The sequence below is a fragment of the Stenotrophomonas aracearum genome, assembly GCF_031834615.1.
GTDB lineage: Bacteria > Pseudomonadota > Gammaproteobacteria > Xanthomonadales > Xanthomonadaceae > Stenotrophomonas > Stenotrophomonas aracearum.
In genome coordinates, this window is sequence record NZ_CP115543.1 from 4,041,722 (window position 1) to 4,066,687 (window position 24,966).

23 protein-coding genes are annotated in these 24,966 nt (G+C 68.0%); 12 read left to right on the top strand and 11 right to left on the bottom strand.

What is annotated here, in order from left to right; all coding sequences use genetic code 11:
* Nucleotides 1-66 precede the first annotated feature (66 nt).
* The 9 genes from PDM28_RS18115 (at nucleotide 67) to PDM28_RS18155 (ending at nucleotide 10,435) form a co-directional block, all read left to right on the top strand.
* Complete coding sequence (locus PDM28_RS18115; protein ID WP_311183108.1) at nucleotides 67-597, top strand: hypothetical protein; 531 nt, start codon at nucleotides 67-69, stop codon at nucleotides 595-597.
* 532 nt (nucleotides 598-1,129) lie between these two features.
* The gene (mnmG, locus tag PDM28_RS18120; protein ID WP_311183109.1) at nucleotides 1,130-3,019 is read left to right on the top strand and encodes a tRNA uridine-5-carboxymethylaminomethyl(34) synthesis enzyme MnmG; all 1,890 of its coding nucleotides are present in this window, start codon (nucleotides 1,130-1,132) and stop codon (nucleotides 3,017-3,019) included.
* Nucleotides 3,020-3,066: 47 nt separating this feature from the next.
* Nucleotides 3,067-3,600 (top strand): gamma carbonic anhydrase family protein, encoded by a 534-nt coding sequence (locus tag PDM28_RS18125; protein WP_311183110.1) that lies wholly within the window; start codon nucleotides 3,067-3,069, stop codon nucleotides 3,598-3,600.
* A gap of 85 nt (nucleotides 3,601-3,685) precedes the next feature.
* Entirely contained in the window at nucleotides 3,686-4,375 is a 690-nt protein-coding gene (locus PDM28_RS18130) for an RDD family protein (RefSeq protein WP_311183111.1), read from the top strand.
* Nucleotides 4,372-5,364 carry a stage II sporulation protein M gene (locus tag PDM28_RS18135; protein WP_311183112.1) on the top strand — a complete coding sequence of 331 codons (993 nt, stop codon included), beginning with the start codon at nucleotides 4,372-4,374 and terminating at the stop codon, nucleotides 5,362-5,364. The genes PDM28_RS18130 and PDM28_RS18135 overlap by 4 nt, the downstream gene beginning before the upstream one ends.
* Entirely contained in the window at nucleotides 5,354-6,970 is a 1,617-nt protein-coding gene (locus PDM28_RS18140) for a DUF4129 domain-containing protein (RefSeq protein ID WP_311183113.1), read from the top strand. Before PDM28_RS18135 ends, PDM28_RS18140 begins: the two co-directional genes overlap by 11 nt.
* A complete protein-coding gene (locus PDM28_RS18145; protein WP_311183114.1) occupies nucleotides 6,967-8,142 on the top strand; it encodes a DUF4350 domain-containing protein in 1,176 nt (391 codons plus the stop codon). Before PDM28_RS18140 ends, PDM28_RS18145 begins: the two co-directional genes overlap by 4 nt.
* A complete protein-coding gene (locus tag PDM28_RS18150; protein WP_311183115.1) occupies nucleotides 8,139-9,140 on the top strand; it encodes an AAA family ATPase in 1,002 nt (333 codons plus the stop codon). The genes PDM28_RS18145 and PDM28_RS18150 overlap by 4 nt, the downstream gene beginning before the upstream one ends.
* Complete coding sequence (locus PDM28_RS18155) at nucleotides 9,137-10,435, top strand: DUF58 domain-containing protein (protein WP_311183116.1); 1,299 nt, start codon at nucleotides 9,137-9,139, stop codon at nucleotides 10,433-10,435. The genes PDM28_RS18150 and PDM28_RS18155 overlap by 4 nt, the downstream gene beginning before the upstream one ends.
* A gap of 57 nt (nucleotides 10,436-10,492) precedes the next feature.
* Here the strand turns inward: PDM28_RS18155 and PDM28_RS18160 are convergent, their stop codons facing one another.
* Together PDM28_RS18160 and PDM28_RS18165 are read right to left on the bottom strand one after the other, a co-directional pair.
* A complete protein-coding gene (locus tag PDM28_RS18160; RefSeq protein ID WP_311183117.1) occupies nucleotides 10,493-11,671 on the bottom strand; it encodes a glutathionylspermidine synthase family protein in 1,179 nt (392 codons plus the stop codon).
* Nucleotides 11,672-11,675: 4 nt separating this feature from the next.
* Nucleotides 11,676-12,239, bottom strand: a complete 564-nt coding sequence (locus PDM28_RS18165; RefSeq protein WP_102946268.1) for a DUF1190 domain-containing protein — start codon at nucleotides 12,237-12,239, stop codon at nucleotides 11,676-11,678.
* A 194-nt stretch (nucleotides 12,240-12,433) separates the two neighbouring features.
* Here PDM28_RS18165 and ilvD point away from each other — a divergent pair, with 194 nt between their 5' ends.
* Entirely contained in the window at nucleotides 12,434-14,266 is a 1,833-nt protein-coding gene (ilvD, locus tag PDM28_RS18170) for a dihydroxy-acid dehydratase (protein ID WP_311183118.1), read from the top strand.
* A gap of 41 nt (nucleotides 14,267-14,307) precedes the next feature.
* On the opposite strand, the gene PDM28_RS18175 is transcribed toward ilvD, so the two are convergent.
* The 4 genes from PDM28_RS18175 to aroE form a co-directional block, all read right to left on the bottom strand.
* Complete coding sequence (locus PDM28_RS18175; RefSeq protein WP_311183119.1) at nucleotides 14,308-15,453, bottom strand: ATP-binding protein; 1,146 nt, start codon at nucleotides 15,451-15,453, stop codon at nucleotides 14,308-14,310.
* Nucleotides 15,454-15,566: 113 nt separating this feature from the next.
* Nucleotides 15,567-17,669, bottom strand: a complete 2,103-nt coding sequence (dinG, locus tag PDM28_RS18180) for an ATP-dependent DNA helicase DinG (protein ID WP_311183120.1) — start codon at nucleotides 17,667-17,669, stop codon at nucleotides 15,567-15,569.
* Between the two features lie 109 nt (nucleotides 17,670-17,778).
* Complete coding sequence (locus PDM28_RS18185; protein WP_311183121.1) at nucleotides 17,779-18,132, bottom strand: hypothetical protein; 354 nt, start codon at nucleotides 18,130-18,132, stop codon at nucleotides 17,779-17,781.
* Nucleotides 18,129-18,971 carry a shikimate dehydrogenase gene (gene aroE / locus PDM28_RS18190; protein WP_311183122.1) on the bottom strand — a complete coding sequence of 281 codons (843 nt, stop codon included), beginning with the start codon at nucleotides 18,969-18,971 and terminating at the stop codon, nucleotides 18,129-18,131. The genes PDM28_RS18185 and aroE overlap by 4 nt, the downstream gene beginning before the upstream one ends.
* A gap of 53 nt (nucleotides 18,972-19,024) precedes the next feature.
* Here aroE and PDM28_RS18195 point away from each other — a divergent pair, with 53 nt between their 5' ends.
* Nucleotides 19,025-19,897, top strand: coding sequence for a TolB family protein (locus PDM28_RS18195; protein WP_311183123.1), 873 nt, complete (start codon nucleotides 19,025-19,027; stop codon nucleotides 19,895-19,897).
* 8 nt (nucleotides 19,898-19,905) lie between these two features.
* Here PDM28_RS18195 and PDM28_RS18200 read toward each other — a convergent pair whose 3' ends face one another.
* From PDM28_RS18200 to PDM28_RS18215, 4 genes are read right to left on the bottom strand one after another with little or no spacing between them, the layout of a single operon-like run.
* Nucleotides 19,906-20,175, bottom strand: a complete 270-nt coding sequence (locus PDM28_RS18200) for an SHOCT domain-containing protein (RefSeq protein ID WP_311183124.1) — start codon at nucleotides 20,173-20,175, stop codon at nucleotides 19,906-19,908.
* 34 nt (nucleotides 20,176-20,209) lie between these two features.
* Entirely contained in the window at nucleotides 20,210-21,199 is a 990-nt protein-coding gene (gene hemB, locus PDM28_RS18205) for a porphobilinogen synthase (RefSeq protein WP_311183125.1), read from the bottom strand.
* A 22-nt stretch (nucleotides 21,200-21,221) separates the two neighbouring features.
* Nucleotides 21,222-22,139 carry a bestrophin family protein gene (locus PDM28_RS18210; RefSeq protein WP_311183126.1) on the bottom strand — a complete coding sequence of 306 codons (918 nt, stop codon included), beginning with the start codon at nucleotides 22,137-22,139 and terminating at the stop codon, nucleotides 21,222-21,224.
* A gap of 60 nt (nucleotides 22,140-22,199) precedes the next feature.
* A complete protein-coding gene (locus tag PDM28_RS18215; protein WP_102946260.1) occupies nucleotides 22,200-22,448 on the bottom strand; it encodes a hypothetical protein in 249 nt (82 codons plus the stop codon).
* Between the two features lie 201 nt (nucleotides 22,449-22,649).
* On the opposite strand from PDM28_RS18215, the gene PDM28_RS18220 reads away from it, so the two are divergent.
* Nucleotides 22,650-23,075 (top strand): hypothetical protein, encoded by a 426-nt coding sequence (locus PDM28_RS18220; RefSeq protein ID WP_311183127.1) that lies wholly within the window; start codon nucleotides 22,650-22,652, stop codon nucleotides 23,073-23,075.
* Between the two features lie 87 nt (nucleotides 23,076-23,162).
* Here PDM28_RS18220 and PDM28_RS18225 read toward each other — a convergent pair whose 3' ends face one another.
* Nucleotides 23,163-24,962 carry a DUF885 domain-containing protein gene (locus PDM28_RS18225; protein ID WP_311183128.1) on the bottom strand — a complete coding sequence of 600 codons (1,800 nt, stop codon included), beginning with the start codon at nucleotides 24,960-24,962 and terminating at the stop codon, nucleotides 23,163-23,165.
* Nucleotides 24,963-24,966: the final 4 nt, after the last annotated feature.

Here is a 24,966-nt window from a genome sequence, read left to right on the forward strand (position 1 = left end):
CGAGTTAAGGGCCGATTCAATGCCCCGGCCCGAAGCTGGACACCTACCCTAGGGGGGACTCGAATCATGAAGATGCGCCTGATGTTCGCCGGCGGCCTGTTGTTGGCCCTGTCCGGCTGCGCGACCTACGACTACGTGGGCGGCGGCGGTGGTGGCAGCGGCTACTACCACGGTGCGCCGTCGGTGGAGTACCGCTACCCGGCCGGCTATCCGTACGGCTACGGCAGCGGTTACTACGGTGGCGGTGGCTACTACGGCTATGGCGGCTACGGTGGCTATTACAACTACCCGATCTACCGTCCGTATCCGAACTACCGCCCGCCGCACAACCATCGCCCGCCGCCGCGTCCCGGCAACGGCAATGGCGGCCAGGTGCGTCCGCCGGACCGTCCGCGCCCGCCGTACAACGGCGGCTCGCCGTGGCGGAACATGGACTCGGTGGGCCGCCCGCAGCGTCCGGATCGTCCGCCGCAGCAGGTCCAGCAGCAGCGCCCGCCCAGCGTGCCGCAGTCCCGGCCGAATCCGCCGCAGCAGCGGAACAATGGCTCGCCGTGGCGGAACATGAACAAGTTGAACCAGCGCTCGGAACGTGAATAAGTTGAACCAGCGCACACAAGAGTGCGGAGACCGCTTGATTTTCACCCGGCTGGCAGTCCACTCTAGGCAGGCAGTGACGACCTCGGTCGAAAAGTGACAAAAACGACCACGGGCGTCACATTGAGCTCTACGTCGATATCCGACAGGAACATCTGGATCCCCCCTGTTCCGGCCCTGTCGGATGTCGGCACCTACAAAGCAGAAGGCCCCGCCAATGGCGGGGCCTTCTGCTTTACGGGCGTAAGCGGGACAAAAAAAAACAGGGCCGACAGTCCCCCGACTGCCGGCCCCTCTGCTTCCCCGGGATGCGCATGGATCAGCCCCTGTTCCAATTCCGATCCGTAGCGCCTGACGGCGCCTGCCATCCTGGGTGCTATTGGGTTATCTGCAGATAACGTGCCAACTTGAGGGTCAGGTGCGGATTTTTTTGCATGCCCCCATTCAGGGAAGCGCCCGGAACGGCGCTAAAATTGTCACCCGCGCCCTGCCCCAGGGCTGATCCGGGCCGTTCCGGCCCCGCTCCGAGCACCCCATGACCGATTCTTTCTACGGCTACGACGTCATCGTGATCGGCGGCGGCCATGCCGGCACCGAAGCCGCGCTGGCGGCTGCCCGCAGTGGCGTACGCACCCTGCTGCTGACCCACAACGTGGAAACCATCGGCGCGATGAGCTGCAACCCGGCCATCGGCGGGATCGGCAAGGGCCATCTGGTCAAGGAGATCGACGCCCTCGGCGGCGCCATGGCGCATGCCGCGGATCGTGCCGGCATCCAGTGGCGCACGCTCAATGCGTCCAAGGGCCCGGCCGTGCGCGCCACCCGCTGCCAGGCCGACCGCAACCTGTACCGCATGGCCATCCGCGGCATGGTCGAGGCCCAGCCGAACCTCACCGTGTTCCAGGCCGCGGTGGACGACCTGGTCATTGAAGGCGACGCGGTGCGCGGTGTGATCACCCAGACTGGGCTGCAGTTCAACGCACCGGCGGTGGTGCTGACCGCCGGCACCTTCCTGGCCGGCAAGATCCATGTCGGCCAGACCCAGTACGCCGCCGGCCGCATGGGCGACCCGCCGGCCACCACGTTGGCTGCACGCCTGCGCGAGCGCCCGTTCGCGATCGACCGGCTCAAGACCGGCACGCCCCCGCGCATCGATGGCCGCTCGCTGGACTACAGCGTGATGGAGGAGCAGCCCGGCGACGATCCGCGCCCGGTGATGTCGTTCCTGGGCAGCGTGGACGAGCACCCGCAGCAGGTGAGCTGCTGGATCACCCACACCAGCGAGCACACCCACGAGATCATCCGCAGCGCGCTGCACCGCTCGCCGCTGTACAGCGGGCAGATCGAAGGCATCGGCCCGCGCTACTGCCCGTCGATCGAAGACAAGGTGGTGCGCTTTGCCGAAAAGACCAGCCACCAGATCTTCGTCGAACCCGAAGGGTTGGACGTGGTGGAGATCTACCCCAACGGCATTTCCACCTCGCTGCCGTTCGATGTGCAACTGGCACTGGTGCGCAGCATCCGCGGTTTCGAGAACGCGCACATCACCCGCCCGGGTTACGCCATCGAATACGACTTCTTCGATCCGCGCGGACTGAACAACACGCTGGAAACCAAGGCGGTGTCGGGGCTGTTCTTCGCCGGCCAGATCAACGGCACCACCGGCTATGAAGAAGCCGCCGCGCAGGGCCTGCTGGCCGGCTTGAACGCCGCGCGCCACGTGCGCGACGAAGCGGGCTGGTGCCCGCGCCGCGACGAGGCCTACCTGGGCGTGCTGGTCGATGACCTGATCACCCACGGCACCACCGAGCCGTACCGCATGTTCACCAGCCGCGCCGAGTACCGGCTGCAGCTGCGCGAAGACAACGCCGACGTGCGCCTGACCGGGATCGGTCGTGGGCTGGGCGTGGTCGACGACCGCCGCTGGGCTGCGTTCCAGGCCAAGCAGGAGGCGGTGGCGCAGGAGTCGGCGCGCCTGCGTGCGCTGTGGGCGACCCCGGCCAATGCGCTGGGTCGTGAAGTGGAAGCGACGCTGGGCGTGGCGGTGAGCCGCGAAACCAACGTGCTGGACCTGATCAAGCGCCCCGAACTGGACTACGCCAAGCTGATGCAGGTGCCCTCGCTGGGCCCGGGCGTGGACGATGCGAAGGTGGCCGAGCAAGTGGAGATCGGCGTGAAGTACGCCGGTTACCTGGACCGCCAGCGCGAGGAGATCGAGCGCCAGCAGCGGCATGAGAACACCGCCATCGACGCCGGCTTCGATTACGCGGGCGTGCGCGGGCTCTCGGCGGAGGTGCAGCAGAAGCTGGAGCGGGTGCGGCCGCAGACCATTGGGCAGGCACAGCGGATTCCGGGCATGACCCCGGCGGCGATTTCGCTGCTGCTGGTGCATCTGGAGCGCGCGCGGCGTAGTCGCGTCGCCTGATTGATTGCTTCAGCCACGCAGGGCGTGGCTCTACCGGAATTTTTCCCATGGTTTCTCTTCGTCCTTTTCTTGACACCTTCCCCGTCGTCGGCGAACGCGCCTATATCGACCCGGCCTGCACCATCATCGGTGACGTGGTGCTGGGCGACGACGTGTCGGTGTGGCCCGGCACGGTGATCCGTGGCGACGTCAACCATGTGCGGATCGGCGCGCGCAGCAACATCCAGGACGGCACCATCATCCATGTCAGCCACCACAGCCCGTACAACAAGGGCGGCTACCCGACCCTGATCGGCGAAGGGGTCACCGTGGGCCATGGCACCATCATCCACGCCTGCACCATCGGCGAGTACAGCCTGATCGGCATGGGCGCCTGCATCCTGGACGGGGCCACGGTCAGCCGGCACAGCTTCGTCGGGGCCGGCGCGGTGATCGGGCCGGGCAAGGTGGTCGGCGAAGGCGAATTGTGGGTGGGCAACCCGGCGCGCCCGGTGCGCACGCTCAGCGCCCAGGAGATCGAGTCGCTGCACTACTCGGCCGACCACTACGTGCGCTTGAAGGACAAGTATTTGGGAATGTGAGCGGCGCGCGGTACAGTCGACACCCGACCCAGGAAGCCGTCGAGAACCGCATGCCGTTGGCAGCCGTCCGGAGTGACGTGTGCGCATGAGCGCGCCCATGCTGGATACCTACCGTGAAGTGATCACGCCCGAAGGCGTGCCCCTGCACCTGCCCGCCGCCGGCCCGGTGCCGCGCGCGCTGGCCTGGGCGATCGACTTCGTGATCCGTGTCGGCGCGCTGATGCTGCTCAGCATTCCGCTCACCGTGCTGGGCGAGTTCGGCCAAGGCCTGTACCTGGGCCTGATGTTCCTGCTGATGTGGGCCTACACCATCGTGCAGGAAGCCCTGTGGGGCCGCACCCTGGGCAAGCGCGTGCTGGGGCTGCGCGTGGTCGCGCAGGACGGCGCGCCGATCGGCTGGATGGCGGCCATCACCCGCAACCTGCTGCGCACCGTGGACATGCTGCCGTTCGCCTATGCACTGGGGCTGCTGTCGAGCCTGTTCGACCGCAACGGGCGCCGCCTCGGCGACCTGGTGGCCGGCACCGTGGTCGTGCACGACAGCGCCCGGCCGCTCTCGGGCAGCGTGGCCATCGACACCGTGCTGGCCCCGCCGCAGCCGCTGCAGCCGGCCGAACAGGCCGCCATCATCGCCTTCGCCGAACGCGCGCCGCGCCTGTCCGGCCCGCGCCAGCAGGAACTGGCCGCAGTGGCCGCACCGATCAGCGGCGGCCAGGGCCAGGTCGGCGTGCTGCGCCTGTATGCCATGGCCAACTGGCTGCTGGGGCGCCGATGAGGCAGGAACAGTTCGTGGCCCGGTACCAGGCCGAGTGGCAGGCATTGGAGCGTTGGTTCGCGCTGCGTGGCGACCGTGCGCGGCACGCGCGCAACACCCTGGACCCGACCACGCTCAACGACGAAGATTTTCCGCAACGCTACCGGCGCCTGTGCCAGCAGTTGGCGCTGGCCCGCCGGCGCGGCTACAGCCCGCAGCTGGTGGCGCGCCTGCAGCTGTTGATGCAGCAGGGCCACGGCGTGCTCTACCGCACGCCGCCCCCGCGCTGGCGGCGTGCGCTGGAATTCCTGCTGGCTGATTTCCCGCAGCTGGTACGCAGCCAGGCGCGCAGCATGTGGGTGGCCACCGCGCTGTTCGTGCTGCCGCTGGTGGGCAGCTTCGCGCTGCTGCAGTGGCACCCGGAACTGGTCCACCTGCTGATGGACAACGCGCAGATCGCCTCGATGGAACGCATGTACGACCCGTCCTCGCCGCACCTGGGGCGGGACAGCGGTACCGACTGGATGATGTTCGGCTACTACATCATGAACAACATCAGCATCGGCCTGCGCACCTTCGCCAGCGGCCTGCTGGCAGGACTGGGCACGGTGCTGGTGCTGCTGTTCAACGGGCTCACCATCGGCGCCGCTGCCGGCCACCTGCAGCACATCGGCCACGGCGACCCGTTCTGGCGCTTCGTGGTCGGCCACGGTGCATTCGAGCTGACCGCCATCGTGATCGCCGGCGGTGCCGGCCTGCAGCTGGGCATGAAGCTGCTGGCGCCCGGACGGCGCCGACGCATCGACGCGCTGGTCGACGGTGGCCGCATCGGCGCACGCCTGTGCCTGGGGGTGGCGGCGATGCTGTTGGTGGCCGCCTTCATCGAAGCGTTCTGGTCGTCCATTGCCGAAGTCCCCGCGTGGGGCAAGTACAGCGTGGCCGCCGTGTTGTGGATGGGGGTGCTGGTGTGGCTGTGGCGCGGTGGACGCGGAGCCGGCGATGCGGATTGACCAGCTCAACGTCACCCTGCGCGCGCGCTCGGAATGGGAAGCGATGGAACTGGGCACCGCACTGGTGCGCCGCCATGCGCGCGCGATCTGGCTGCCGCTGGTGTGCGTGTCGCTGCCGCTGTTCGCGCTGGTCAACGCCGCGGCCTGGTGGGCCGATGCGTTCGGTTGGGCCTGGCTGCTGATGTGGTGGCTCAAGCCGATCTCCGACCGGATCGCACTGTATGTGATGTCGCGCGGCGTGTTCGGCGAGGAGCCACGCCCGCTGCAGACCTTGCGCGCGCAGCGCCACTGGGGCTGGCGCGGCTTCTGGGGCTACCTGGGCTGGCGCCGCTTCAGCCCGTTCCGCTCCCTGCTGTTGCCGGTGAACCTGCTGGAAGGCAGCGATGCCGCACAGCGCAGCGTGCGGCGCCGCGCGGTGCTGGGCGGCACGTTCGGACACGCGGTGCTGCTCACGTCCATGTGCATGGTGTTCGAGCTGGTCGTCGTCAGCGGCTGCATCGCGGCGATCTTCCTGTTCGTGCCGCTGGAGCTGCTCTCCGATTCCTGGCGCGCGGCCTGGGAGATGGTGCGCCAGGACATGCCGGCCTGGGCGAAGCTGGGGGTGAATTTCCTGTTCTGGCTGGCGGCCACCTTGATCGGGCCGTTCTACGCCGGGGCCGGCTTCGCGCTGTACCTCAACCGTCGTACCGAAATGGAAGCCTGGGACGTGGAGATCGCCTTCCGCGGCCTGCGCGAACGCCTGCAGCAGGCGGCGCCATTGCTGGTGCTGGCCCTGGTGCTGTGCTGGCCGATGGGTGCGCTGCATGCGCAGGCGTCCGATGAGGCACCCAGCTGCGGGACGCCGGACGGCTTCCATGAAGATGCCGACGCGGACGCGGACGATGAAGGCATTCCCGAAGACGTACCGGCTGACGATCCGTCCAACACCCCGGCGGTCATTTTCGGTGGCACGCCCGACACCGCCGGCTTCCGCCAGGCCGTGCAGCGCGCCTATGAGGATCCGCTGGTGACGCCCACCCGCGAGGTCAGTCGCTGGGAACGCACGCAGAGCGATGCGGAGAAGGAAAAGGAAAAGCGCGGGAAGGACCGGAACAAGGATGCCAACCCATTCGCCAAGGGTCCGCGCCTGCCGGCGCAGATCGCCGAATGGCTGCTGTGGGGTCTGGTCGGCGCGCTGGTGCTGTTCCTGCTGGTCACCTCCCCCTGGTGGATTCGCTGGTTGCGCGGCACCGGCACGCGCCGACGCCGAACGGAAGGCGCGGTGGTGGAAGAAGCGGTGGAACTGCCCGAGGTGATTCCGCCGGATCCGGCCGCGCGCGCGCGCGACCTGTGGCAGCAGGGCCGCCCACGCCAGGCGCTGGCCCTGCTGTACCGCGCCAGCGTGGAGTCGATGAGCGAACGCGCCGGGGTGGTGCTGCCGCCGGGCGCGACCGAATCGCAGTGCCTGCGTGCGTCGCGACGCATGCCCGACGAAGCCGACCGCACGCTGTTCGCACGCGTGGTGCGGGTCTGGCAGTACGCGGCCTACGCCGGGCGCCTGCCCGAGCCGGATGACTTCGAGAACCTGGCCAGCACCCTGCAGTCGCAGTTCCGGTGGCGCGCATGAGCGCCCGCCTGCGCTGGCTGCTGGTGCTGGGCGTGCTGCTGGCGATCGGCGTGCCGCTGTCGATCGTGTTCCTGCGCACGCACGAAAAAGTGACCCACACCGAACACCTGCCGCCGCAGGGCGAGGCCAGTTACAACCCGTTGTACGTGCTGGGTCAGGCGCTGCGCGCCGACGGACTCACCACGCATAGCAGTCCGCGCATCGACCTGCCGCGCATGCAGCTCGCGCCGGCCGACACGGTGCTGTTGCTGCAGGACAGTGTCGACGTGCCCGCGCCCACCGCGCAGGCCCTGCTGGCCTGGGTCGAGCGCGGTGGCCATCTGCTGCTGCGCACCTCCGTGCCCTACCGGGGCGAGGACGCCGCGCAGGGCCCGCTGCTGGATGCATTGGGCGTGGACACCGAGTACTACGAGGGCGTGTGCAAGCCGTTCCATGTGGCCGACGACCCGGGGCACTCCGAGTTCTGCGCAGGGCTGCGTTTCGGCATCGACCCGCCGCAGGGCATCCGCGTGGAACGCGAGTGGGGCGACGACGACGGCCTGGTGTTCGTCCGGCTGCGCAAAGGGGCCGGCACCATCGATGTGCTGTCGGACATGGAGTTCCTGAAGGGCACGCCGCGCAGCTTCACCGCGGACGACCCCAAGGACAGCCTGGCCGACGGCCTGCACGACACGGCCCACCGAGACCTGACCCGCTACCTGCTTGAGCCCAACTACGGCAAGGGCACGGTGTGGCTGATCTACGGCTCGCGTCCGCCGACCCTGTGGTCGCGCATCTTCTACCAGGGCTGGCCGGTGTGGGTGCCGCTGCTGCTGGCGCTGCTCGGCTGGCTGTGGCAACGCGCGCAGCGGCTGGGCAGCGAACTGCCGGCGCCGGCCACCGAACGCCGCTCGCTGCTCGAACACGTGCGTGGCAGCGGCGAACACCTGCTGCGCTATGGCAAGGCGCCGCTGCTGTACGACGCCGTGCGCCGCGCGTTCCTCGCGCGCCTGCGTCGGCGCGCGCCGACCGCCGCCGCGTTGAGCGGCGACGCGCAGGTGCACGCCATCGCCACCCTGCTGCAGTGGCCATACACCCGCGTCCAGACCGCCCTGCAGGTACCGGCATCGAAGGATGTCGCGGCCCTGCGTGACCGCATCCGCCTGCTGATCCAGATGAGAAACCTGCTATGACCGAGCCGACCGTTCCGCCGCCGCTGTCCCTTCCCGCGCTGACCGGCCAGAGCCTGGTCGAGCGTGTCGATGCCGTGCGCGAGGCCGTCGGCCGCGCCTTCATCGGCCAGGCCGAGGTGCTCGACCAGATCCTGATCGCGCTGCTGGCCGGTGGCCACGTGCTGATCGAAGGCGTACCCGGGCTGGGCAAGACCCTGCTGGTGCGTGCATTGGCGCAGGCGCTGGAGCTGGACTATGGCCGCGTGCAGTTCACCCCCGACCTGATGCCCAGCGACGTCAGCGGGCATGCGGTGTACGACCCGAAGTCGGAAAGCTTCAAGATCCGGCGCGGCCCGGTGTTCACCAACCTGCTGCTGGCCGACGAGATCAACCGCGCCCCGGCCAAGACCCAGTCGGCGCTGCTGGAAGTGATGCAGGAAGGCCAGGTCACCATCGAAGGCAAGGCCTTCGTGCTGAGCCCGCCGTTCCTGGCACTGGCCACGCAGAACCCGGTGGAGCAGGAAGGCACCTACCCCCTGCCCGAAGCGCAGCTGGACCGCTTCCTGCTCAAGGTGATCATCGACTACCCGGCGCTGGAGGACGAGAAGCGCATGGTGGACGCGATCACCACCGGGCGCAGCGCGTCCGACTTCGACCTGTCGCAGGTGCCGCGCGTGCTCAACGCCGCCGAGGTGATCGCGCTGCAGCAGGCCACCGCGGCGATCACGGTGGATCCGGAGGTGGTGGACTATGCGGTGCGCATCGTCGCCGCCACCCGCCACTTCCCCGGCATCGCACTGGGCGCCGGTCCGCGCGGCAGCATCGCGCTGGTGCGTGCGGCGCGCGCGCAGGCGGTCCTGGCCGGGCGCGACTTCGTCACTCCCGATGACGTGCGCGAAGTGGCCCGCCCGGCGCTGCGCCATCGCATTGCGCTGGCCCCGGAGCTGCAGATCGAGGGCCAGTCGGCCGACGATGCACTGACCGCGTTGCTGGCCAAGGTGGAAGCGCCGCGCAAATGAGGCCAGGCCCGCTGCTGCTGGCGTTGCTGGTGGGCTGGGGACTGCTCGGCCTGCCGGTGGCGTTCGGGTTGCTGCCCCTGTGGGCGTGGCAGGCCACCGCCGCTGCGATCGCGGTGTTGGCGCTGATCGACCTGTTGCGGTTGCGCGGGCTGCCTTCGCCAACCGTGCAGCGCGAGCTGCCTGAGGCGCTGGCGCTGAACGTGGAACGGCGCACCACGCTGCGGTTTGAATCCAGCCGCCGCCAGCGCGTGGACGTGTTCGACCTGGTGCCGGGTGCGTGGACGCTGCAGGGCCTGCCGCGTGCGCTCACGCTCAAGCCGCTGGTGGCCAGCAGCGTGGAGTACACGCTCACGCCGACCGCGCGTGGTCGCTTCGCCTTCGAAGGCGTGCACCTGCGCGTGCATGCACCGTGGCGGCTGTGGCGCCAGCGGCGCGTGTTGCCGCCGGCGCTGACCGTGCGTGTGTACCCCAACTTCGCGCCGCTGACCCGCTTCGCATTGTTCAGCGCCGAACAGGCCTCGCGGCTGGTCGGCGCGCACCTCAAGCGGCGGCGCGGTGAAGGCACCGACTTCCACCAGATGCGCGAATACCGCATCGGCGACAGCCTGCGCCAGATCGACTGGAAGGCGACCTCACGCGCGCGCAAGCTGGTCTCGCGCGAGTACCAGGACGAGAAGAACCAGCAGCTGGTGCTGATGATCGACACCGGCCGACGGATGATGGCCAGCGAAGGTGGCATTTCGCATTTCGACCACGTGCTCAACGCGTCGCTGGTGGTGTCCTACCTGGCGCTGCGCCAGGGCGACGGGGTGGGCCTGTTTGCGGCCGGGGGCGAAAGCCGCTGGGTGGCACCACAGCGCGGCATGGGCGCGATCGACGCGCTGCTGCGCGCCAGCTACGACCTGCAGGCGCAGCCGGTGGCCACCGACTACCTGGCGGCGGCTACCGAACTCAGCCTGCGCCAGCGCCGACGTTCATTGGTGATGCTGGTCACCAACGTGCGCGACGAAGACATCGAAGACCTGCTGGTGGCGGTACGCCTGCTGCAGCGCCAGCACCTGGTGTGCGTGGCCAGCCTGCGCGAGCGCGAGCTGGACGCGGCGCTGGAGCAGGAGGTGGAAACGCTGCAGGACGCGGTGCAGGCGGGTGCGATCGCGCGTTACCTGCAGCAGCGCAATGACGCGCATGAGGCGCTGCGCAGTCACCGGGTGATGGTGCTGGATGTGACGGCGGATGCGTTGCCGGGAGCGCTTGTGGAGCGGTATCTGGCGGTGAAGCGCGACGGGTTGCTGTGAGACCTGCCGGGCAGAGCCCGGCACTACCCGTAGAGCCGGGCTCTGCCCGGCCCGCAATCAAACAAAGATGCGCGTTGGCGCTTCGTCGATGATCGCGTGCGGTACGAAGCGGGCGCTGTCGCGGGTGATCCGGCTGTCGTCTTCGCGGATACCCATGCCACAGGCGTGGTCGCCGACCACCCAGCTGCCGATCAGCGGGTAGCCGCCGTCGAACGCGGTGAGCGGGTGCGCGGCCTGGCGGATCGCCGGACCGGTGTACGGGCCTTCGCTCTCCTGCCAGCTGCCGTCGGCCAGATGCATGGCCACGTTCGCACCTTCGCGCGAGAACAGCGGCTTGCGCACCCAACCCGCGGGCAATGCGCTGCCGTCGTCGAACTCGGCCGCGAGCAGGTTGGGGTGGCCCCGGTGGCGCTGCCACAGCAGCGGCAGCACGCCCTTGTTGCTGAGGATGGCCTTCCACGCCGGTTCCAGCAGCTGCACGCCGGAGCTGGGCAGCGCCTGGCCGAACGATTCGGTCATCAGGTCTTCCAGCGGGTACAGCTTGAACAGGCTGCCAATGACCGTGTCGTCCAGCGCGGTGAAGCGGCCATCTTCGGACAGGCCGATGTCTTCGATCGCGATCGCCTCGCCGCGCAACCCGGCCTGGGCCGCGCAGTCGCGCAGGTAGTCCACGGTGCCCTGGTCTTCCTCCGAACTGCCTACCGCGCTGAAGTACAGCGGCGGCGGCAGCTGCGCGCTCAGTTCGGCAAACCGCTCCACCAGCGCTTCATGGATCGCGTTGAACTGGTCGGCCTGCGGCGGCAGGCGGTTCTGGTTGCGCTGGTCTTCCAGCCATTGCCACTGGAAGAACGAGGCTTCGAACAGCGAGGTCGGCGTGTCGTAATTGAGCTCGTAGAGCTTGGCCGGGCCGGTGCCGTCATAGGCGAAGTCCAAGCGGCCGTACAGGTGCGGCTCGCGGCGGCGCCAGCTGTCGGCGATCCAGTCGCGGAAGGCCGGCGGAATCGCCAGCTGGTCCATCAGCTGTTCGCTGCGCACCACCTCGTCGACCAGGTCCATCGCCATGGCATGCAGCTGGGCGCTGGGGTCTTCGATGTCGTTTTCGATCTGGCGCAGGGTGAACGCGTAGTACGCGGTTTCATCCCAGTACGGCAGCCCGTCGATGGTGTGGAAGCGGAAGCCGGACTCGGCCGCACGAGCGCGCCACTGGCTGCGCTCGTCGATACGCACACGCTTCATTGGATCAACCGCCGTAGCTGCTGCGGCTGCTGCTGGTATTGCCGAAGCCGCCACGGCTGGCGGTCACGGCGCGGTTCGGGGTGGCGTTGACCGGGGCCAGGCCGGCCTTGCCGGCGCCGATGCCGCTGGCGGTGTTGAGGCCACCACTGCCGCCCGGGGCCGGACGCGCCCAGCCGTTGGCCTTGTCCTGGTACGCCGGCGATGCCGCCGGAGCCTGCGCCAGGCCGGCGCCACGGTTGCTGAGCATCTGCGACATGAAGAAGCCCATCATCATCGGCCCGATGAACGAATGGCCGGTGGAGGTGGTCTGCTGTTTGCACTGCTCGGCCGGGTAATCGGCTTCGCATTCGGCACGCGAAGCGTACTTGGGCGCCGCGTCGGCCGACTGCTTCTGCGCTTCGGCAAAGGCGGTACGGCAGCTGGAGGGGTCGCCGGTGGCTTCGGTACAGGCCTCCACCGAGGTGTAAAGCCCTTCCTGCGTCTGCACGCCTTCCTGCTTGGAGCAGGCGGTGAACAGCAGCGGTGCGGCGCTCATCAGCAGCAGTGCGGTGGTCCTGGAACGTTTCATGGCGGCGTGCCCCCCTTTTTGCGGTTATCCCCTCAATCATGCCTGATCGGGGCCAACAACCAAAACCGGCAAAGTCGAAAAGATGAACGGCGTTTCAGGATGGCGCGCTGCTACGGTTGCAAACGCAACCGGATTTTTTCGGCAGAATCGAGTGGCAACGCGCCCCCACGGCCCGCCAGATCCTGCCAGCCCCCATGCCTGAATACCGCTCCCGTACCTCCACCGCCGGCCGCAACATGGCCGGTGCCCGCGCCCTGTGGCGCGCCACCGGCATGACCGATGCGGACTTCCACAAGCCGATCATCGCCATCGCCAATTCATTCACCCAGTTCGTGCCCGGCCACGTGCACCTCAAGGACCTGGGCCAGCTGGTGGCGCGCGAGATCGAACAGGTGGGCGGGGTCGCCAAGGAGTTCAACACCATCGCGGTGGACGACGGCATCGCGATGGGCCACGACGGCATGCTGTACTCGCTGCCCAGCCGCGAGATCATCGCCGACTCGGTGGAGTACATGGTCAATGCGCACTGCGCCGACGCGCTGGTGTGCATTTCCAACTGCGACAAGATCACCCCGGGCATGCTGATGGCTGCGCTGCGGCTGAACATTCCCGTTGTGTTCGTGTCTGGCGGCCCGATGGAAGCGGGAAAGACCCGCCTGGCCGAGCACAAGCTGGACCTGGTGGACGCGATGGTGATTGCCGCCGACGCCAGTGCCTCCGACGAAAAGGTGGCCGAGTACGAGCGCAGCGCCTGCCCCACCTGCGGGTCGTGCTCGGGCATGTTCACCGCCAATTCGATGAACTGCCTGACCGAAGCGTTGGGGCTGTCGCTGCCGGGCAACGGCTCGACCCTGGCGACCCATGCCGACCGCGAGCAGCTGTTCCGCCGCGCCGGGCGGCTGGTGGTGGAGCTGTGCCATCGCTGGTACGGCGGCGAAGATGCCACCGCGTTGCCGCGCGGCATCGCCACCCGCGACGCGTTCGAGAATGCGATGACGCTGGACATCGCGATGGGCGGTTCGACCAATACCATCCTGCATCTGCTGGCGGCCGCGCAGGAGGCGGAGGTCGACTTCGACCTGCATGCCATCGATGCGTTGTCGCGGCGCGTGCCGCAGCTGTGCAAGGTGGCGCCGAACACGCCGAAGTACCACATGGAAGACGTGCACCGCGCCGGTGGCGTGTTCGCGATCCTGGGCTCGCTGGCGCGCGGCGGACTGCTGCATACGCAGGTGCCGACCGTGCACAGCCGCACCCTGGCGGACGCGATTGCACGCTGGGACGTGGCGGTGACCGACGATGCGGGCGTGCATGAATTCTTCAAGGCCGGCCCAGCCGGTATTCCCACCCAGATCGCCTTCAGCCAGGCGACGCGCTGGCCGTCGCTGGACGTGGACCGCGCCGAGGGCTGCATCCGAGATGTCGCCAATGCGTACTCGGCCGAAGGCGGCTTGGCGGTGCTGCGGGGCAACCTGGCCGAAGACGGGTGCGTGGTGAAAACCGCCGGGGTGGATGAATCCATCCATGTGTTCGAGGGAACGGCGCGCGTGTTCGAAAGCCAGGATGCGGCCGTGCAGGGGATTCTCGCCGACCAGGTGAAGGCAGGCGACGTGGTGGTGATCCGCTACGAAGGTCCGCGCGGTGGGCCTGGAATGCAGGAGATGCTGTACCCGACCAGCTATCTCAAGTCCAAGGGGCTGGGCAAGCAGTGCGCCTTGCTCACTGACGGTCGTTTTTCCGGCGGTACCTCCGGGCTGTCGATCGGGCATGCGTCGCCGGAAGCGGCGGCCGGGGGCACCATTGGCCTGGTACGCGATGGTGACCGGATCCGGATCGACATTCCGGCGCGGCGGATCGATGTGTTGCTGGATGAGGGCGTGCTGGCGACACGGCGTGCGGAGCAGGATGCGCTGGGCTGGCAGCCGCGTGAGGCGCGGCCGCGCAAGGTGACCGGGGCGTTGAAGGCGTATGCGTTGTTGGCGACCAGTGCTGACAAGGGCGCCGTCAGGGATCTGGGAAAGCTGTAGAGAGAAGATTCATCCGTTGATCGGATCCGGTGAACCAGCAGTTATGCAGCAGGCGGCCATTTGCCTTCTGCTGCGCGCGCGAGGTACCAGTCACGCATTTGAGTGTCTTCCAACGCATAGTCTCCCCGGTCTGACTTCCAGATGAGGGGACTATCCAAGGCGCGCATCTTTTCCAGTGCGTTCTGGATCTGGTTGTCAGTGAGGAGGGTTCCGGCGATGTGCCTGTACTCGGCCTTTGCGTCGGGGGTGAACATACCCTGGCCGCGGCCTCCAAGGATTCTTGAGAGAACAGCTCTGGGTGCGTGCTTGAGTGCGGTGTACGTATTCTGGTAATGCGCTTCGCGCTCCAAACGCTGCGCGGTTGCGCGGGCCTCCACCTCCTCATTGAAGCGCTCGGCGGGCGGGCGTCCCAGCCCGGTCAGGTCCCGGATGATCTGACCAAGCAGTTGTGGCCGATACCCCAGCATGACGAAGGCTTCGTCGAGAACGTCCCGGTCAACCTGTATGTCAGGTCGGTCTTCTTCTATCAGCGCAGCCAGGGAATCGGTGTACTCCCTGCCCAGCGTCGGCATCACGTTGATCTCGGATCCATAGAACGGTGCCTGGTTGGAGTTGACCAAGCGGCACAGTTTGTCCCTGTCAGAACCCGTCATCACGATAGCCAGCGTGTACTCGCCGCCCAGGTTGAGCTGATCACGCGCCGACTTCAGGGCCGCCATCGCTTCCATTCCCCCTTTGCCAGGCGCGGTGGCCTGCTGCGCTTCGTCGATGATCAGGACAATTTTCCTGCGTGCCGTCCGGTGCAGCTCCGCCAGAAGGTCGGTCAGTGTGGCCTGCTCCGGGAGCTGGGGACTGCTCACCTCCACGGCTACCCCCAACACCGTGACCTTTCTCAGTCCGGCACGGACGGCTTTCGCGCCAAGACCTTCATGTCGCCGAATGGCGCTAGCGATTGCCTTTGCGATCAGCGCTCCGGGCTCTGCCTGTTGATCCGCCCAGAGATCAACGTAGATCGCCACTGCTCCCAGGTTCTCGAGCGCCGGAACAAGGTCGGCGAGCAGGAAGGTGCTCTTTCCTGTGCGGCGCCGATTAGCCAGGAACAATCCACTGGTGGCACCGAAACGGCGAACACCCAGCAGGCTTTCCGCATACTCCCTGGCCAGGTCGGGACGATGGAAGGTGTTCACGCGCTTTATCCAAGATTATTTCCCCCCAAGATAAATTATCAAGATGAGAAATAATTCCAGATAATGCTCATGCGATGCGCTCTGCGAAGCGCCTTTTCACGTTCCTGAGCCAATCAACCGATAACCCGCTTGAACGGCGGCAACGCATCGATGATGCGCTTGCCATAGCGCCGGCTGATCAACCGCGAATCCAGGATGATCACGCGCCCGGTGTCGGTGGAGGTACGGATCAAGCGTCCGGCGAACTGGGTCAGCGTGCGCAGCGCATGCGGAATCGCAATCAGGTTGAACGCGTTCAACCCACGGCTCTCGAACCACTCACTCAACGTGGATGTCTGGGGGTCGGTCGGTACCGCGAACGGCACCTGGGTGATCACCACCGTGGTGCAGGCTTCGCCCGGCAGGTCCAGGCCTTCGCCGAACGAGTTCAAGCCGAACAACACCGACCCCTCCCCCGCCGCCGTACGCCGCAGATGTTCGTCGATCATCTTCTGCTTGGCGGTCTCGCCCTGCACCAGCACCTGCTTGCGCTGCGCGGCCGGCATCAGCTCGGCCACCTTCTCCATCTTCCAGCGCGAGGTGAACAGCACGATGCTGCCCTTGCTCCAGTCCAGTTCCTTGACCAGGTACTTGGCCACTTCCTTCGGATGACGGTCGCGGTCGTCCGGAGTCACCGGGAAGTTCGGCACGATCAGCTCGGCCTGGTTGGGCAGGTCGAAGGGCGAGGCCAGCGAGACCATTTCGGCGTCGGGCGGAATGCCGTTGTCGATCGCCAGCGCCTGGAAGTCGCCGCCACCGGTCAGGGTGGCCGAGGTCATCACCACCGAGTCCACTTCGTCCCACAGCAGCTTGCGCAGCACGTTGGCCGCCGACACCGGTGAGCCATGCAGGATCAGGTCGCCGTCGCGCGACAGGGTGACCCAGCGCGCGGTGGGCGGCTGGCCGTCCTTGTCTTCTCGACGCCAAGCGGTCCAGAGGTTGTGCTGCTGTTCGATCATCTCCAGCGCCATGCCCAAAGTGCGCTGCAGGCGCTCGCGCGCGGCGTCCTCGGGCTTGCCCTTGGCCACCTGCGACTGCGCGGCGTGGGCCCAGTTGAACAGCGCGCGGGTGTCATCAGCCAGCGCTTCGATGTCGGCCATCCAGATGTCCGGCAGGCGCCCGTTCGGCGCGCGCCACATCGGTTCCTGCGCGGTCGGGTCCGGCTGCCAGCTGCGGTCGATGACGTCGCGGAACGCGCGCAGCTGCTTGCTGACCCGCGCGGCCACGTCGATGGCCTCGTTCGGCAGCAGGTTGCCCAGCTTGTCCTTGTCCACCGCGCGGTAGGCGGCGGCGATCAGGATCTGCAGGCGGCCGGTGCGCTTGGCCATTTCGTCCAGGGCCAGGCTGGCCGCGCCCTGGTCGATGGCCACGTTGCCGATATGGTGGCCTTCGTCCAGCACCAGCAGCATGTCCGACGGCGGCGCGATCAACGGCTGGCCGTTGTCGCTCTCGCCAATGGACAGCGCCGAGAGCAGCAGCGCGTGGTTGGTGACCACGATCTGCGCGTCGCGCACGGTGTTGCGGGCGCGCAACACCGCGCACTGCGCCGAGTACGCGCATTTGCGCCCCGCGCAGCCCGAGGCCGGGGTGGTGATGCGCGAGCGCAGCGAGGGGCTGATGGTGTCCGGGGCGTTGTCCAGGTCGCCGTTCCAGCGCCCTTCCACGAAGTCCTTGCTCAGCTTCTGCGCCAGGTCCATTTCAATCGGCGCCAACGGGCGGTCGAACAGCGGCTGCTCGTCCTCGAACATGCCTTCCTGGGCGCCGTCGCCATGGGCTTCAGCGGCATTGCGCGTGCACAGGTAGCGGGTGCGGCCCTTGGCCAGGGCAACGGTGGCGTCCAGCCCGGTGGCCTTGAGGAAGTTGGGGATGTCGCGCTCGACCAGCTGCGACTGCAGGGCCACGGTGCCGGTGCTGATCACCAGCTTCTTCTTGGTCGCCAGCGCAATCGGCACGCCGGCGGTGAGGTAGCCCAGGCTCTTGCCGACGCCGGTGGGCGCTTCAACCACGCCCACGCCACCGCTCTGCGACAGCGCACGCGAGACCACGCCGATCATCTGGCTCTGCGAACGCCGCGTGCTGAAGCCGGGGGTATTGGCCTGCAGCTTGGCGTAGGCATCGCGGATGACAGTCTTGAGCTCGTCGTTCAGCGCGCGCGGGGCTTCAACTTTTTCGGTCACGCCGGAAGGGTCCTGCCTGGATCAGGCGGGTATTTTCTCATGCCCGGGGGCCGGGACCGGCGCGGAGTTTTCCGCGCCGGTTCAGATCCGTGACCGGGGTCGCCCTGGATCAGGGCACCGGTGGCGCGCTGCGGTTGCGCAGGGCCCGGGTCATGGCCCAGACCAGCAGCACCATGCCCAGCGCGTTGACCAGGCTGAGCGCGAAGTGGCCGCCGCGCAGCCACCACGACAACATCTGCACGTTGCCGTAGTTGCCCTGCTGGACCAGGTACGTGGGCACGATGTTCAGCACCAGCCCGGCCAGGGTGCCGAGCGCCAGCAGCGCCAATGCCCACAGCGCCACGCTGCGGATCGCGCCGCGCGGGGTGTCCACCACCCACACCAGCGAGATCCCCAGCGCGATCAGCAGCGGCAGCCGCACGGCGGCCATGCCGAGCAGGCTGAGCAGCAGGTCGAGATTCACTCGGCGCCTGCCAGCACGTGGCGGGCGCGAAGCTCGGCGTACACCGGATCGGTTTCCGGACGCACTTCGTGCCACTGCTGGAAGCTGCTGGCGGCCTGCTCCACCAGCATGCCCAGGCCATCGACCCTGTTGCGGCAGTTCATGGCGCGGGCCCAGGCAAGGAAGGCAATGGCGGCCTCACCGTAGTTCAGGTCCACCGCCGTGGTCATGCTGTTGACCAGCGACATCGGCAGGACGAAGTTGGCGGTGGGATCGCGGCCGGCCGAGGTGGCGTTGACGATCAGCTCGAAGTCGCCAAGCTCGTGCAGGTCTTCCCAGCGCCGGGTCTTGGCGCGGCCGGGTTCGCCGATGGCGTCCACCAGTTCGTCGGCGCGCTCCGAGGTACGGTTGACCACCATCAACTCCAGGATGCCGGCATCGAGCAGGGCCGGGGCCACGCTGCGTGCCGAGCCACCCGCGCCCAGCATCAGCACGCGGCGGCCACGCAGGTCCAGCAGGTGGCGTTCGGTCAGGTCGCGCACCAGGCCGACGCCGTCGGTGGTGTCGCCGTGCCAGCTGTCGCCCTTGCGCAGCAGGGTGTTGACCGAACCGGCCAGCTTGGCGCGCGAGGTGAAGGTCCTGCACAGCGCAAACGCCACTTCCTTCAGCGGCGCGGTCACGTTGGCGCCCATGCCACCGTTGGCGGCGAACGCTTCAAGCACGGCCGAAAACTCGGCGGCACTGGCTTCAATGGCCTCGTACTCCATCGCGATGCCTTCCTGCCGCGCGAACGCGGTGTGGATGTGCGGCGACAGCGAGTGGGCGATGGGCTGGCCGAATACGGCGTAACGGGCGGTCATGGGTGTCTTAAACTCCGGCCTGGATTGAAACGCAAACCCCAATGGAAGCGACTATGCGCACTCCCTTGTCTCTGCTCGCGCTGAGCCTGAGTTTACTCTTCGCACCGGGCGCGATGGCGCTTTCCGAGTTCGGCATCGAGGGCATGGGCGTGGTCTCGACCAAGGCCAATGAAGCCCAAGCCACGATCTCACCCGACGGGCAGCGGATCGTGTGGGCCAGCGACCGGGCCGGCGGCGCCGGGGGCTGGGACCTGTGGCAGGCCCGCCTGCGGGATGGGCGCTGGCAGGACCCGGAGCCGCTGGCGGTGAACACCGGCGCCGACGAAACCGACCCCTATTTCAGCCATGACGGGAAAGCCCTGTTTTTCGCTTCGAACCGACCGGGTGGACGCGGGGGATTCGACCTGTACCGGCTGGCGGTGCTGGCGGACGGTGGATTTGGTCCGATGGCGGCGCTGCCGGTGTCGATCAACACGCGTGCGGACGAGCGTCGCCCTGCCCTGCGCCCGGACGGGCGGGTGCTGTTGTTCGCGCGCAATGGCAAGGGCGCCCGGGGCGGGTTTGATCTGTATCGGGCCGAGGTGGCCGGTAGCGGTTTTGCGGAAGCCTCGGCGTTGCCGGCGCCGCTGAACAGTGCGGCCGATGAGCTGGGTGCGGAATGGCTGGGGAACGACGGGGCGCTGGCGCTGACCCGCGTGGCCGATGGGCACTCGCAGGTGTGGGTGGTGGGGTGCGATCACGCGCAGGCGGCGGTGCCATTGGGGCTGTCGTTCAATACCGCCGAGGGGCAGACCGGGGCGCCGGTGGTGGATGTATCCAAGCCGGGGGAGCTGATGATGGCCGGGCAGGCGCGGTCGCCGAAGGCGGGTGGGTTGGATCTGTATCGGATGCGGGCGCCGGGGGTTTCTGGCTGCACCGTCCGGTGAGGCGTGGTTCAACCCGCGCGCAACAACGCGGCGCGCTGCTGTTCGTACTCGGCTTCGCTGATCTCGCCGTTGTCCTTGCGCCGGTTCAATGCGGCGAGGTCGGCCTGCACGGCCGGCGACAGGTTGGCTTCACGCGCCAGGCGGGCGGCCGCCGAGGGTTGCTCCGGCGCGCGCTTCGACGCACGCACCGCGCTGCGGATGACCAGGGCGATCACCACCGCGAACACCGTTACCCCGGTGCCCCAGGTCAGCCACTGTACCCATCCCATCGTCTGCATCGTCGTCGTCCTCGATTCCTGTTGGGGCGTATTGTCAGCGTTCGCGCAGCCAACGCGCCACCTGCGGCGCGAAATAGGTCAGCACGCCATCGGCGCCGGCACGCTTGAACCCGATCAGCGACTCCAGCACGCAGGCGCGTTCGTCCAGCCATCCGTTGGCGAAGGCGGCCTTCATCATCGCGTACTCGCCGCTCACCTGGTACGCAAACGTCGGCACGCCGAACTGCTGCTTCACCCGGCGCACCAGGTCCAGGTAGGGCATGCCCGGCTTGACCATCACCATGTCCGCGCCCTCTTCCAGGTCCAGCGCAATCTCGCGCAGGGCCTCGTCACCATTGGCCGGGTCCATCTGGTAGGTCTTCTTGTCGGCCTTGCCGAGGCTGGCCGAGCTGCCCACCGCGTCGCGGAACGGGCCGTAGAACGCCGAGGCGTACTTGGCCGAGTAGGCCATGATGCGCACGTTGACGTGGTTGGCCGCGTCCAGCGCGCGGCGGATCGCGCCGATGCGGCCGTCCATCATGTCCGACGGCGAGACGATGTCCACGCCGGCTTCAGCGTGCGACAGCGACTGCTTGACCAGCGCGGCGACAGTGATGTCGTTGAGCACGTACCCCTTGTCGTCGATGATCCCGTCCTGGCCATGCGTGGTGTACGGGTCCAGCGCCACGTCGGTCATCACCCCCAGCTCGGGGAAGCGCGACTTCAGCGCGCGGATCGCCCGCTGCGCCAGGCCGTTCTCGTCCCATGCCGCAGCGGCGTCCAGCGACTTGCCGGCCGGGTCGATCACCGGGAACAGGTCGATCACCGGAATGCCCAGCTCCAGCGCTTCCTCGGCCACCTTCAGCAGCTCGTCGATGGATAGGCGCTCCACGCCCGGCATCGAGGCCACCGGCGCGCGCCCGGCCAGCTCGTGCACGAACACCGGGTAGATCAGGTCGTCGGTGGTCAGCGTGTTCTCACGCATCAGCCGGCGCGAGAACTCGTCGTGGCGCATGCGGCGGGGGCGGTAGTCGGGGTGGGCCATGGAATGCTCCAGACAGGGTCGGTTACTGCAGCAGGTAGCGCTGCGGTTGCAGGGGGTCCGGCAGCGGGCGCTCGCCCAGGCTGTCGAGCAGGTCGATTTCCAGGGTACGCACCATGGCGTCCAGCGGCAGGTCGTTGGGCTCCAGCCCGAACGGCTCTTCCATTTCCTCGCCCAGCTGGTCCAGCCCGAAGAAGGCATAGGCCAGCACCGCCGACACCACCGGGGTGGCCCAGCCCAGCGAACTGGCCAGGCCGAACGGCAGCAGCACGCAGAACATCCACGCGCAGCGGTGCAGCAGCAGGGTGTAGGCGAACGGCAGCGGGGTCAGCAGGATCCGCTCGCAGCCGGCCTGGACGCTGGACAGCGCGTGCAGGCGGGTTTCGAACTGGGCATACAGGATCGAGTCGATCTCATCGGCGCGCAGTGCGGCGGTGGTTTCGGCGGCGATCATCGCCAGCAGCTGGTCCGGCATGTTCTGGCGCTGCGCGTAGCGCGCGCGGTCGGCCTCGTCCACCCACGGCAGGCCGGCCAGCGCCGCGTCCTGGCCACGCAGACGGGCGGCCAGGGCGTGCGCGAAGCCGATGCACAGGCGGCAGATGCGCGCGGCCCGCTGCGGCTGCCCGGCCAGCAGCGTGGTGCACAGCCGGGCCAGGCTGCGCGCTTCGAAGATGAGCTGGCCCCACAGCTTGCGCCCTTCCCACCAGCGGTCGAAGCAGGCGTTGTTGCGGAAGCTCAGGAAGATCGACAGCACCAGGCCCAGCAGGGTGAACGGTGCAACCGACACCCGCTCGATGCCCGGCGGGTGGGCCAGCTCGGCGAAGGCGGCCACGGCGACCGCCAGCACGAAGATGGAGGCGACCTTGGGCGCGATGGCAGGCACGATGGAGCCGCGCAGGATATACAGCAGCTGCCAGCCGTGGGGGCGGGGACGAATGATCATGGGGCGGTCATTCTACGCCCTTGGGTGCGGCACGCTGGCAGGTGCGACGGGGTGTCGCAGTCAGATCACGCCGCCGCCGATGGAGAGGCGGACGATGCCGACCACCACGACCACGGCGTTGAGGATCAGGCCGGTCCAGGCGCGGCCGCGCTTGGTGGGATGGGTGAACAGGATGCCCAGTGCGCCGATCACCGCGCCCACCGCGGCGAACGGGATCAGGAACCAGTTGCCCCAGCCCAGCAGCGGAATCAGCGCCAGGATCATCCACAACACGGCCAGCACACCCCACAACAGACTGATCAGTCCCATGCCCTGCTCCCCTTACCGAAAAATGCTGGCCGCAGCGTAGCGACCGGCCTGCCTGCGGCGTGTGATGGCGGCGGCAAGACCGGGATGCGGCGGACTCACCCGGTCGATGTTACCGTCTGCCAGAGTGGGGTTGGCACCGATTCAGCGGCCAGCCCGGATGATCCAGGCGCAGGCCGACCCGGCCGAACAAGGGGTGTAGCGATGAACCTTCGAATGCTTCCACTGCTGGGCGTGCTGCTGGTGACGGCCGGCTGCGCCAGCTCGTCCAAGGTGATGATCGGGCAGGCCCGTGCGCCGACCGATCCGGCACTGGTGCAGATCTACTCGACGCCGCCCCCGGGCTCGATCGAAATCGCGCAGCTGGAGTCGTCCAGCGCGGCGGGCTTCGGAACCCAGGGCCAGACCGATGCGGCGATCGCGCGGTTGAAGAAGGAAGCCGCGGCGCTGGGTGCCAACGGGGTGATCCTGATGGGCGTGGAGTCCAGCAGCTCGGGCGGCGGCCTGTCGGTGGGCGGCGGCAGCTACGGTTCGCACAGCGGTGGCGGCGTTGGCATCGGCATTCCGACCACGCAGCGGCGTGCGGCGGGCGTGGCCATCTGGGTGCCGAACCCGGCGCCGGCACGGTAGTCACGCGGTAGTGCCGGCCGCTGGCCGGCAACCACGTGGAGCCGCCGGAGATCGCGAGGAGCCGGCCGGCGGCCGGCACTACGTCCGTTAGCGATGCTTTGGGATGAACACTTCGTTGACCGCCTTGGCCAGCTGATCCGGCGGCAACAGGCCCTGGTCCAGCAGGAAGTTGTTGAAGGCCAAGCGGTCGAACTTGTCGCCCAGCGCCAGCTCGGTCTGCATGCGCAGTTCCAGGATCCGGGTGTAGCCGTAGAAGTAGCTGCCGGCCTGGCCCGGCGAACGGACCATATAGCGGTCCAGTTCCTGGGTGGCCATGGCCTGCGACAGGCCCACTTCGTCGATCAGTACGCGTTCGGCCTTCGCACGGTCGATCAGGCCCAGGTTGAGCATCGGGTCGAGCATCGCGCGGGCCGCGCGCAGCAGGCGGAACTGCAGCGCGATCAGCTGCCCGTCCAGCGGTTCGTAGGGGACCATTTCGGCTTCGGCATACAGCGCCCAGCCTTCCACGTTGACCGAATTGAACGCGAACATGGTGCGCGCCAGCGACACGCCACGCTCCACCATCGCGGTGAACTGCAGCTCATGGCCGGGGCGGCCTTCGTGCGCGCTCAGCGTCCACGCGGCCGAGCCAAAGTTGAAGTCGTCGTACTGCGCGGCCTTGTCGCCGGCGGCCGGGTTGCCCAGCGGCAACACGAAGGTGCCCTGCTGGCCGGTGTTGCCCACCAGCGGTGCCGGCAGGAAGTGCGGTGCGGGCGAGGCGGCGCTCTCGGCAGCCGAGCCCAGGCGCATCTGCATCGGGCGCTGCGGCACGTCGACGATCTTCTGCGCGCGGATGATCGGGTCGATCGCATCGATCACGCCACGGTAGTGGTGCTCGAGCTGGTCGTCGACGATCTTGTCGGTCTTCAGCGCGCGGATCACCGCGACCGGGTCGGTCGGGTCGGCCACCTTCAGGCCCTTCGCCTTCACCACCAGCGGCGCCAGCTGGCGCATCGCCGAACGGGTTTCCATGAATTCCAGCTGCGCACGCTGCATCAGCAGCTGCGGGTCGATGTCGATGCCCACGCGCTTGAGCTGGAACGCGTACAGCGGTGCGGGCAGGCGCGCGTCGGCGCGGGCCTTGGGCAGCACCTCTGCACGGGTCCAGTCGCGGTACTCGCGCAGCTGGGTGGCGATGGTCTTCAGCGCCTCGTCCGCACCGGCGACCTTGTACTTCCCGAACAGCTTCTCGATACCCGTGATGTAAGTGTCGACATTCTCGAGTGACTGCTCCACCTCGATCTTCGTCGGCTGCAGAAGGCTGGAGTCTTTCAGGCGCTCTTCGTAGCGCTGGCGCGACAGTGTGGTCACCGCGGTGCTTCCGGGGGCCAGGCCGGCATACGCCTTCAGGCGGTCCAGCGCCTTGGCGCGGCGTTCGGCCGGCACCTGGTCGGAGAGCAGCAGGTTGATGCCGCTGAACACCACCTGCGGAGTGTCGGTCCACGGCAGCAGGTACTTCTCGTTGAGTTCGCTGCCTTCGATGTTCTCAGTGGCGGCGGCGATCATGATCGCCAGGTCCTGGCGCACGTTCGGGTCGCGCTCGGTCGCGAGCTTTGCCTGCAGTTCGCTGCGCGCCTTGGCCATCGCTTCGCGGTAGCGCTTGCCGTTGTCCGGGCCGAAGTCGGCCACCTTGTCGTCGTAGCCGGGCACGCCGAAGAAGCCGGTTTCTTCCGGCTGGAACGGGCCCTGCGCATTGAGCAGGATCTGGGCCAGTTCGTTGCTGCGGGTCACCCACGCGGCACTGGCCGGCGCCTTGCTGGCAACAGGAGCGGCGGCAAGGGCCGGCGGCGCACTGAGCGCGGCGGGAACGGAAAGGACCAACGCGACGGCAAGGGCAAGCGGCTTCATGCAG

Coding starts and splice junctions, on each gene's coding strand:
- PDM28_RS18155 (WP_311183116.1), top strand. CDS start 9,137: ATGAGGCCAGGCCCGCTGCTGCTGGCGTTGCTGGTGGGCTGGGGACTG.
- PDM28_RS18115 (WP_311183108.1), top strand. CDS start 67: ATGAAGATGCGCCTGATGTTCGCCGGCGGCCTGTTGTTGGCCCTGTCC.
- PDM28_RS18195 (WP_311183123.1), top strand. CDS start 19,025: ATGCGCACTCCCTTGTCTCTGCTCGCGCTGAGCCTGAGTTTACTCTTC.
- PDM28_RS18135 (WP_311183112.1), top strand. CDS start 4,372: ATGAGGCAGGAACAGTTCGTGGCCCGGTACCAGGCCGAGTGGCAGGCA.
- PDM28_RS18200 (WP_311183124.1), bottom strand. CDS start 20,175: ATGCAGACGATGGGATGGGTACAGTGGCTGACCTGGGGCACCGGGGTA.
- aroE (WP_311183122.1), bottom strand. CDS start 18,971: ATGACCGCCCGTTACGCCGTATTCGGCCAGCCCATCGCCCACTCGCTG.
- PDM28_RS18130 (WP_311183111.1), top strand. CDS start 3,686: ATGAGCGCGCCCATGCTGGATACCTACCGTGAAGTGATCACGCCCGAA.
- PDM28_RS18225 (WP_311183128.1), bottom strand. CDS start 24,962: ATGAAGCCGCTTGCCCTTGCCGTCGCGTTGGTCCTTTCCGTTCCCGCC.
- PDM28_RS18140 (WP_311183113.1), top strand. CDS start 5,354: ATGCGGATTGACCAGCTCAACGTCACCCTGCGCGCGCGCTCGGAATGG.
- PDM28_RS18215 (WP_102946260.1), bottom strand. CDS start 22,448: ATGGGACTGATCAGTCTGTTGTGGGGTGTGCTGGCCGTGTTGTGGATG.
- PDM28_RS18165 (WP_102946268.1), bottom strand. CDS start 12,239: ATGAAACGTTCCAGGACCACCGCACTGCTGCTGATGAGCGCCGCACCG.
- PDM28_RS18220 (WP_311183127.1), top strand. CDS start 22,650: ATGAACCTTCGAATGCTTCCACTGCTGGGCGTGCTGCTGGTGACGGCC.
- hemB (WP_311183125.1), bottom strand. CDS start 21,199: ATGGCCCACCCCGACTACCGCCCCCGCCGCATGCGCCACGACGAGTTC.
- PDM28_RS18150 (WP_311183115.1), top strand. CDS start 8,139: ATGACCGAGCCGACCGTTCCGCCGCCGCTGTCCCTTCCCGCGCTGACC.
- ilvD (WP_311183118.1), top strand. CDS start 12,434: ATGCCTGAATACCGCTCCCGTACCTCCACCGCCGGCCGCAACATGGCC.
- PDM28_RS18210 (WP_311183126.1), bottom strand. CDS start 22,139: ATGATCATTCGTCCCCGCCCCCACGGCTGGCAGCTGCTGTATATCCTG.
- PDM28_RS18160 (WP_311183117.1), bottom strand. CDS start 11,671: ATGAAGCGTGTGCGTATCGACGAGCGCAGCCAGTGGCGCGCTCGTGCG.
- mnmG (WP_311183109.1), top strand. CDS start 1,130: ATGACCGATTCTTTCTACGGCTACGACGTCATCGTGATCGGCGGCGGC.
- PDM28_RS18125 (WP_311183110.1), top strand. CDS start 3,067: ATGGTTTCTCTTCGTCCTTTTCTTGACACCTTCCCCGTCGTCGGCGAA.
- PDM28_RS18145 (WP_311183114.1), top strand. CDS start 6,967: ATGAGCGCCCGCCTGCGCTGGCTGCTGGTGCTGGGCGTGCTGCTGGCG.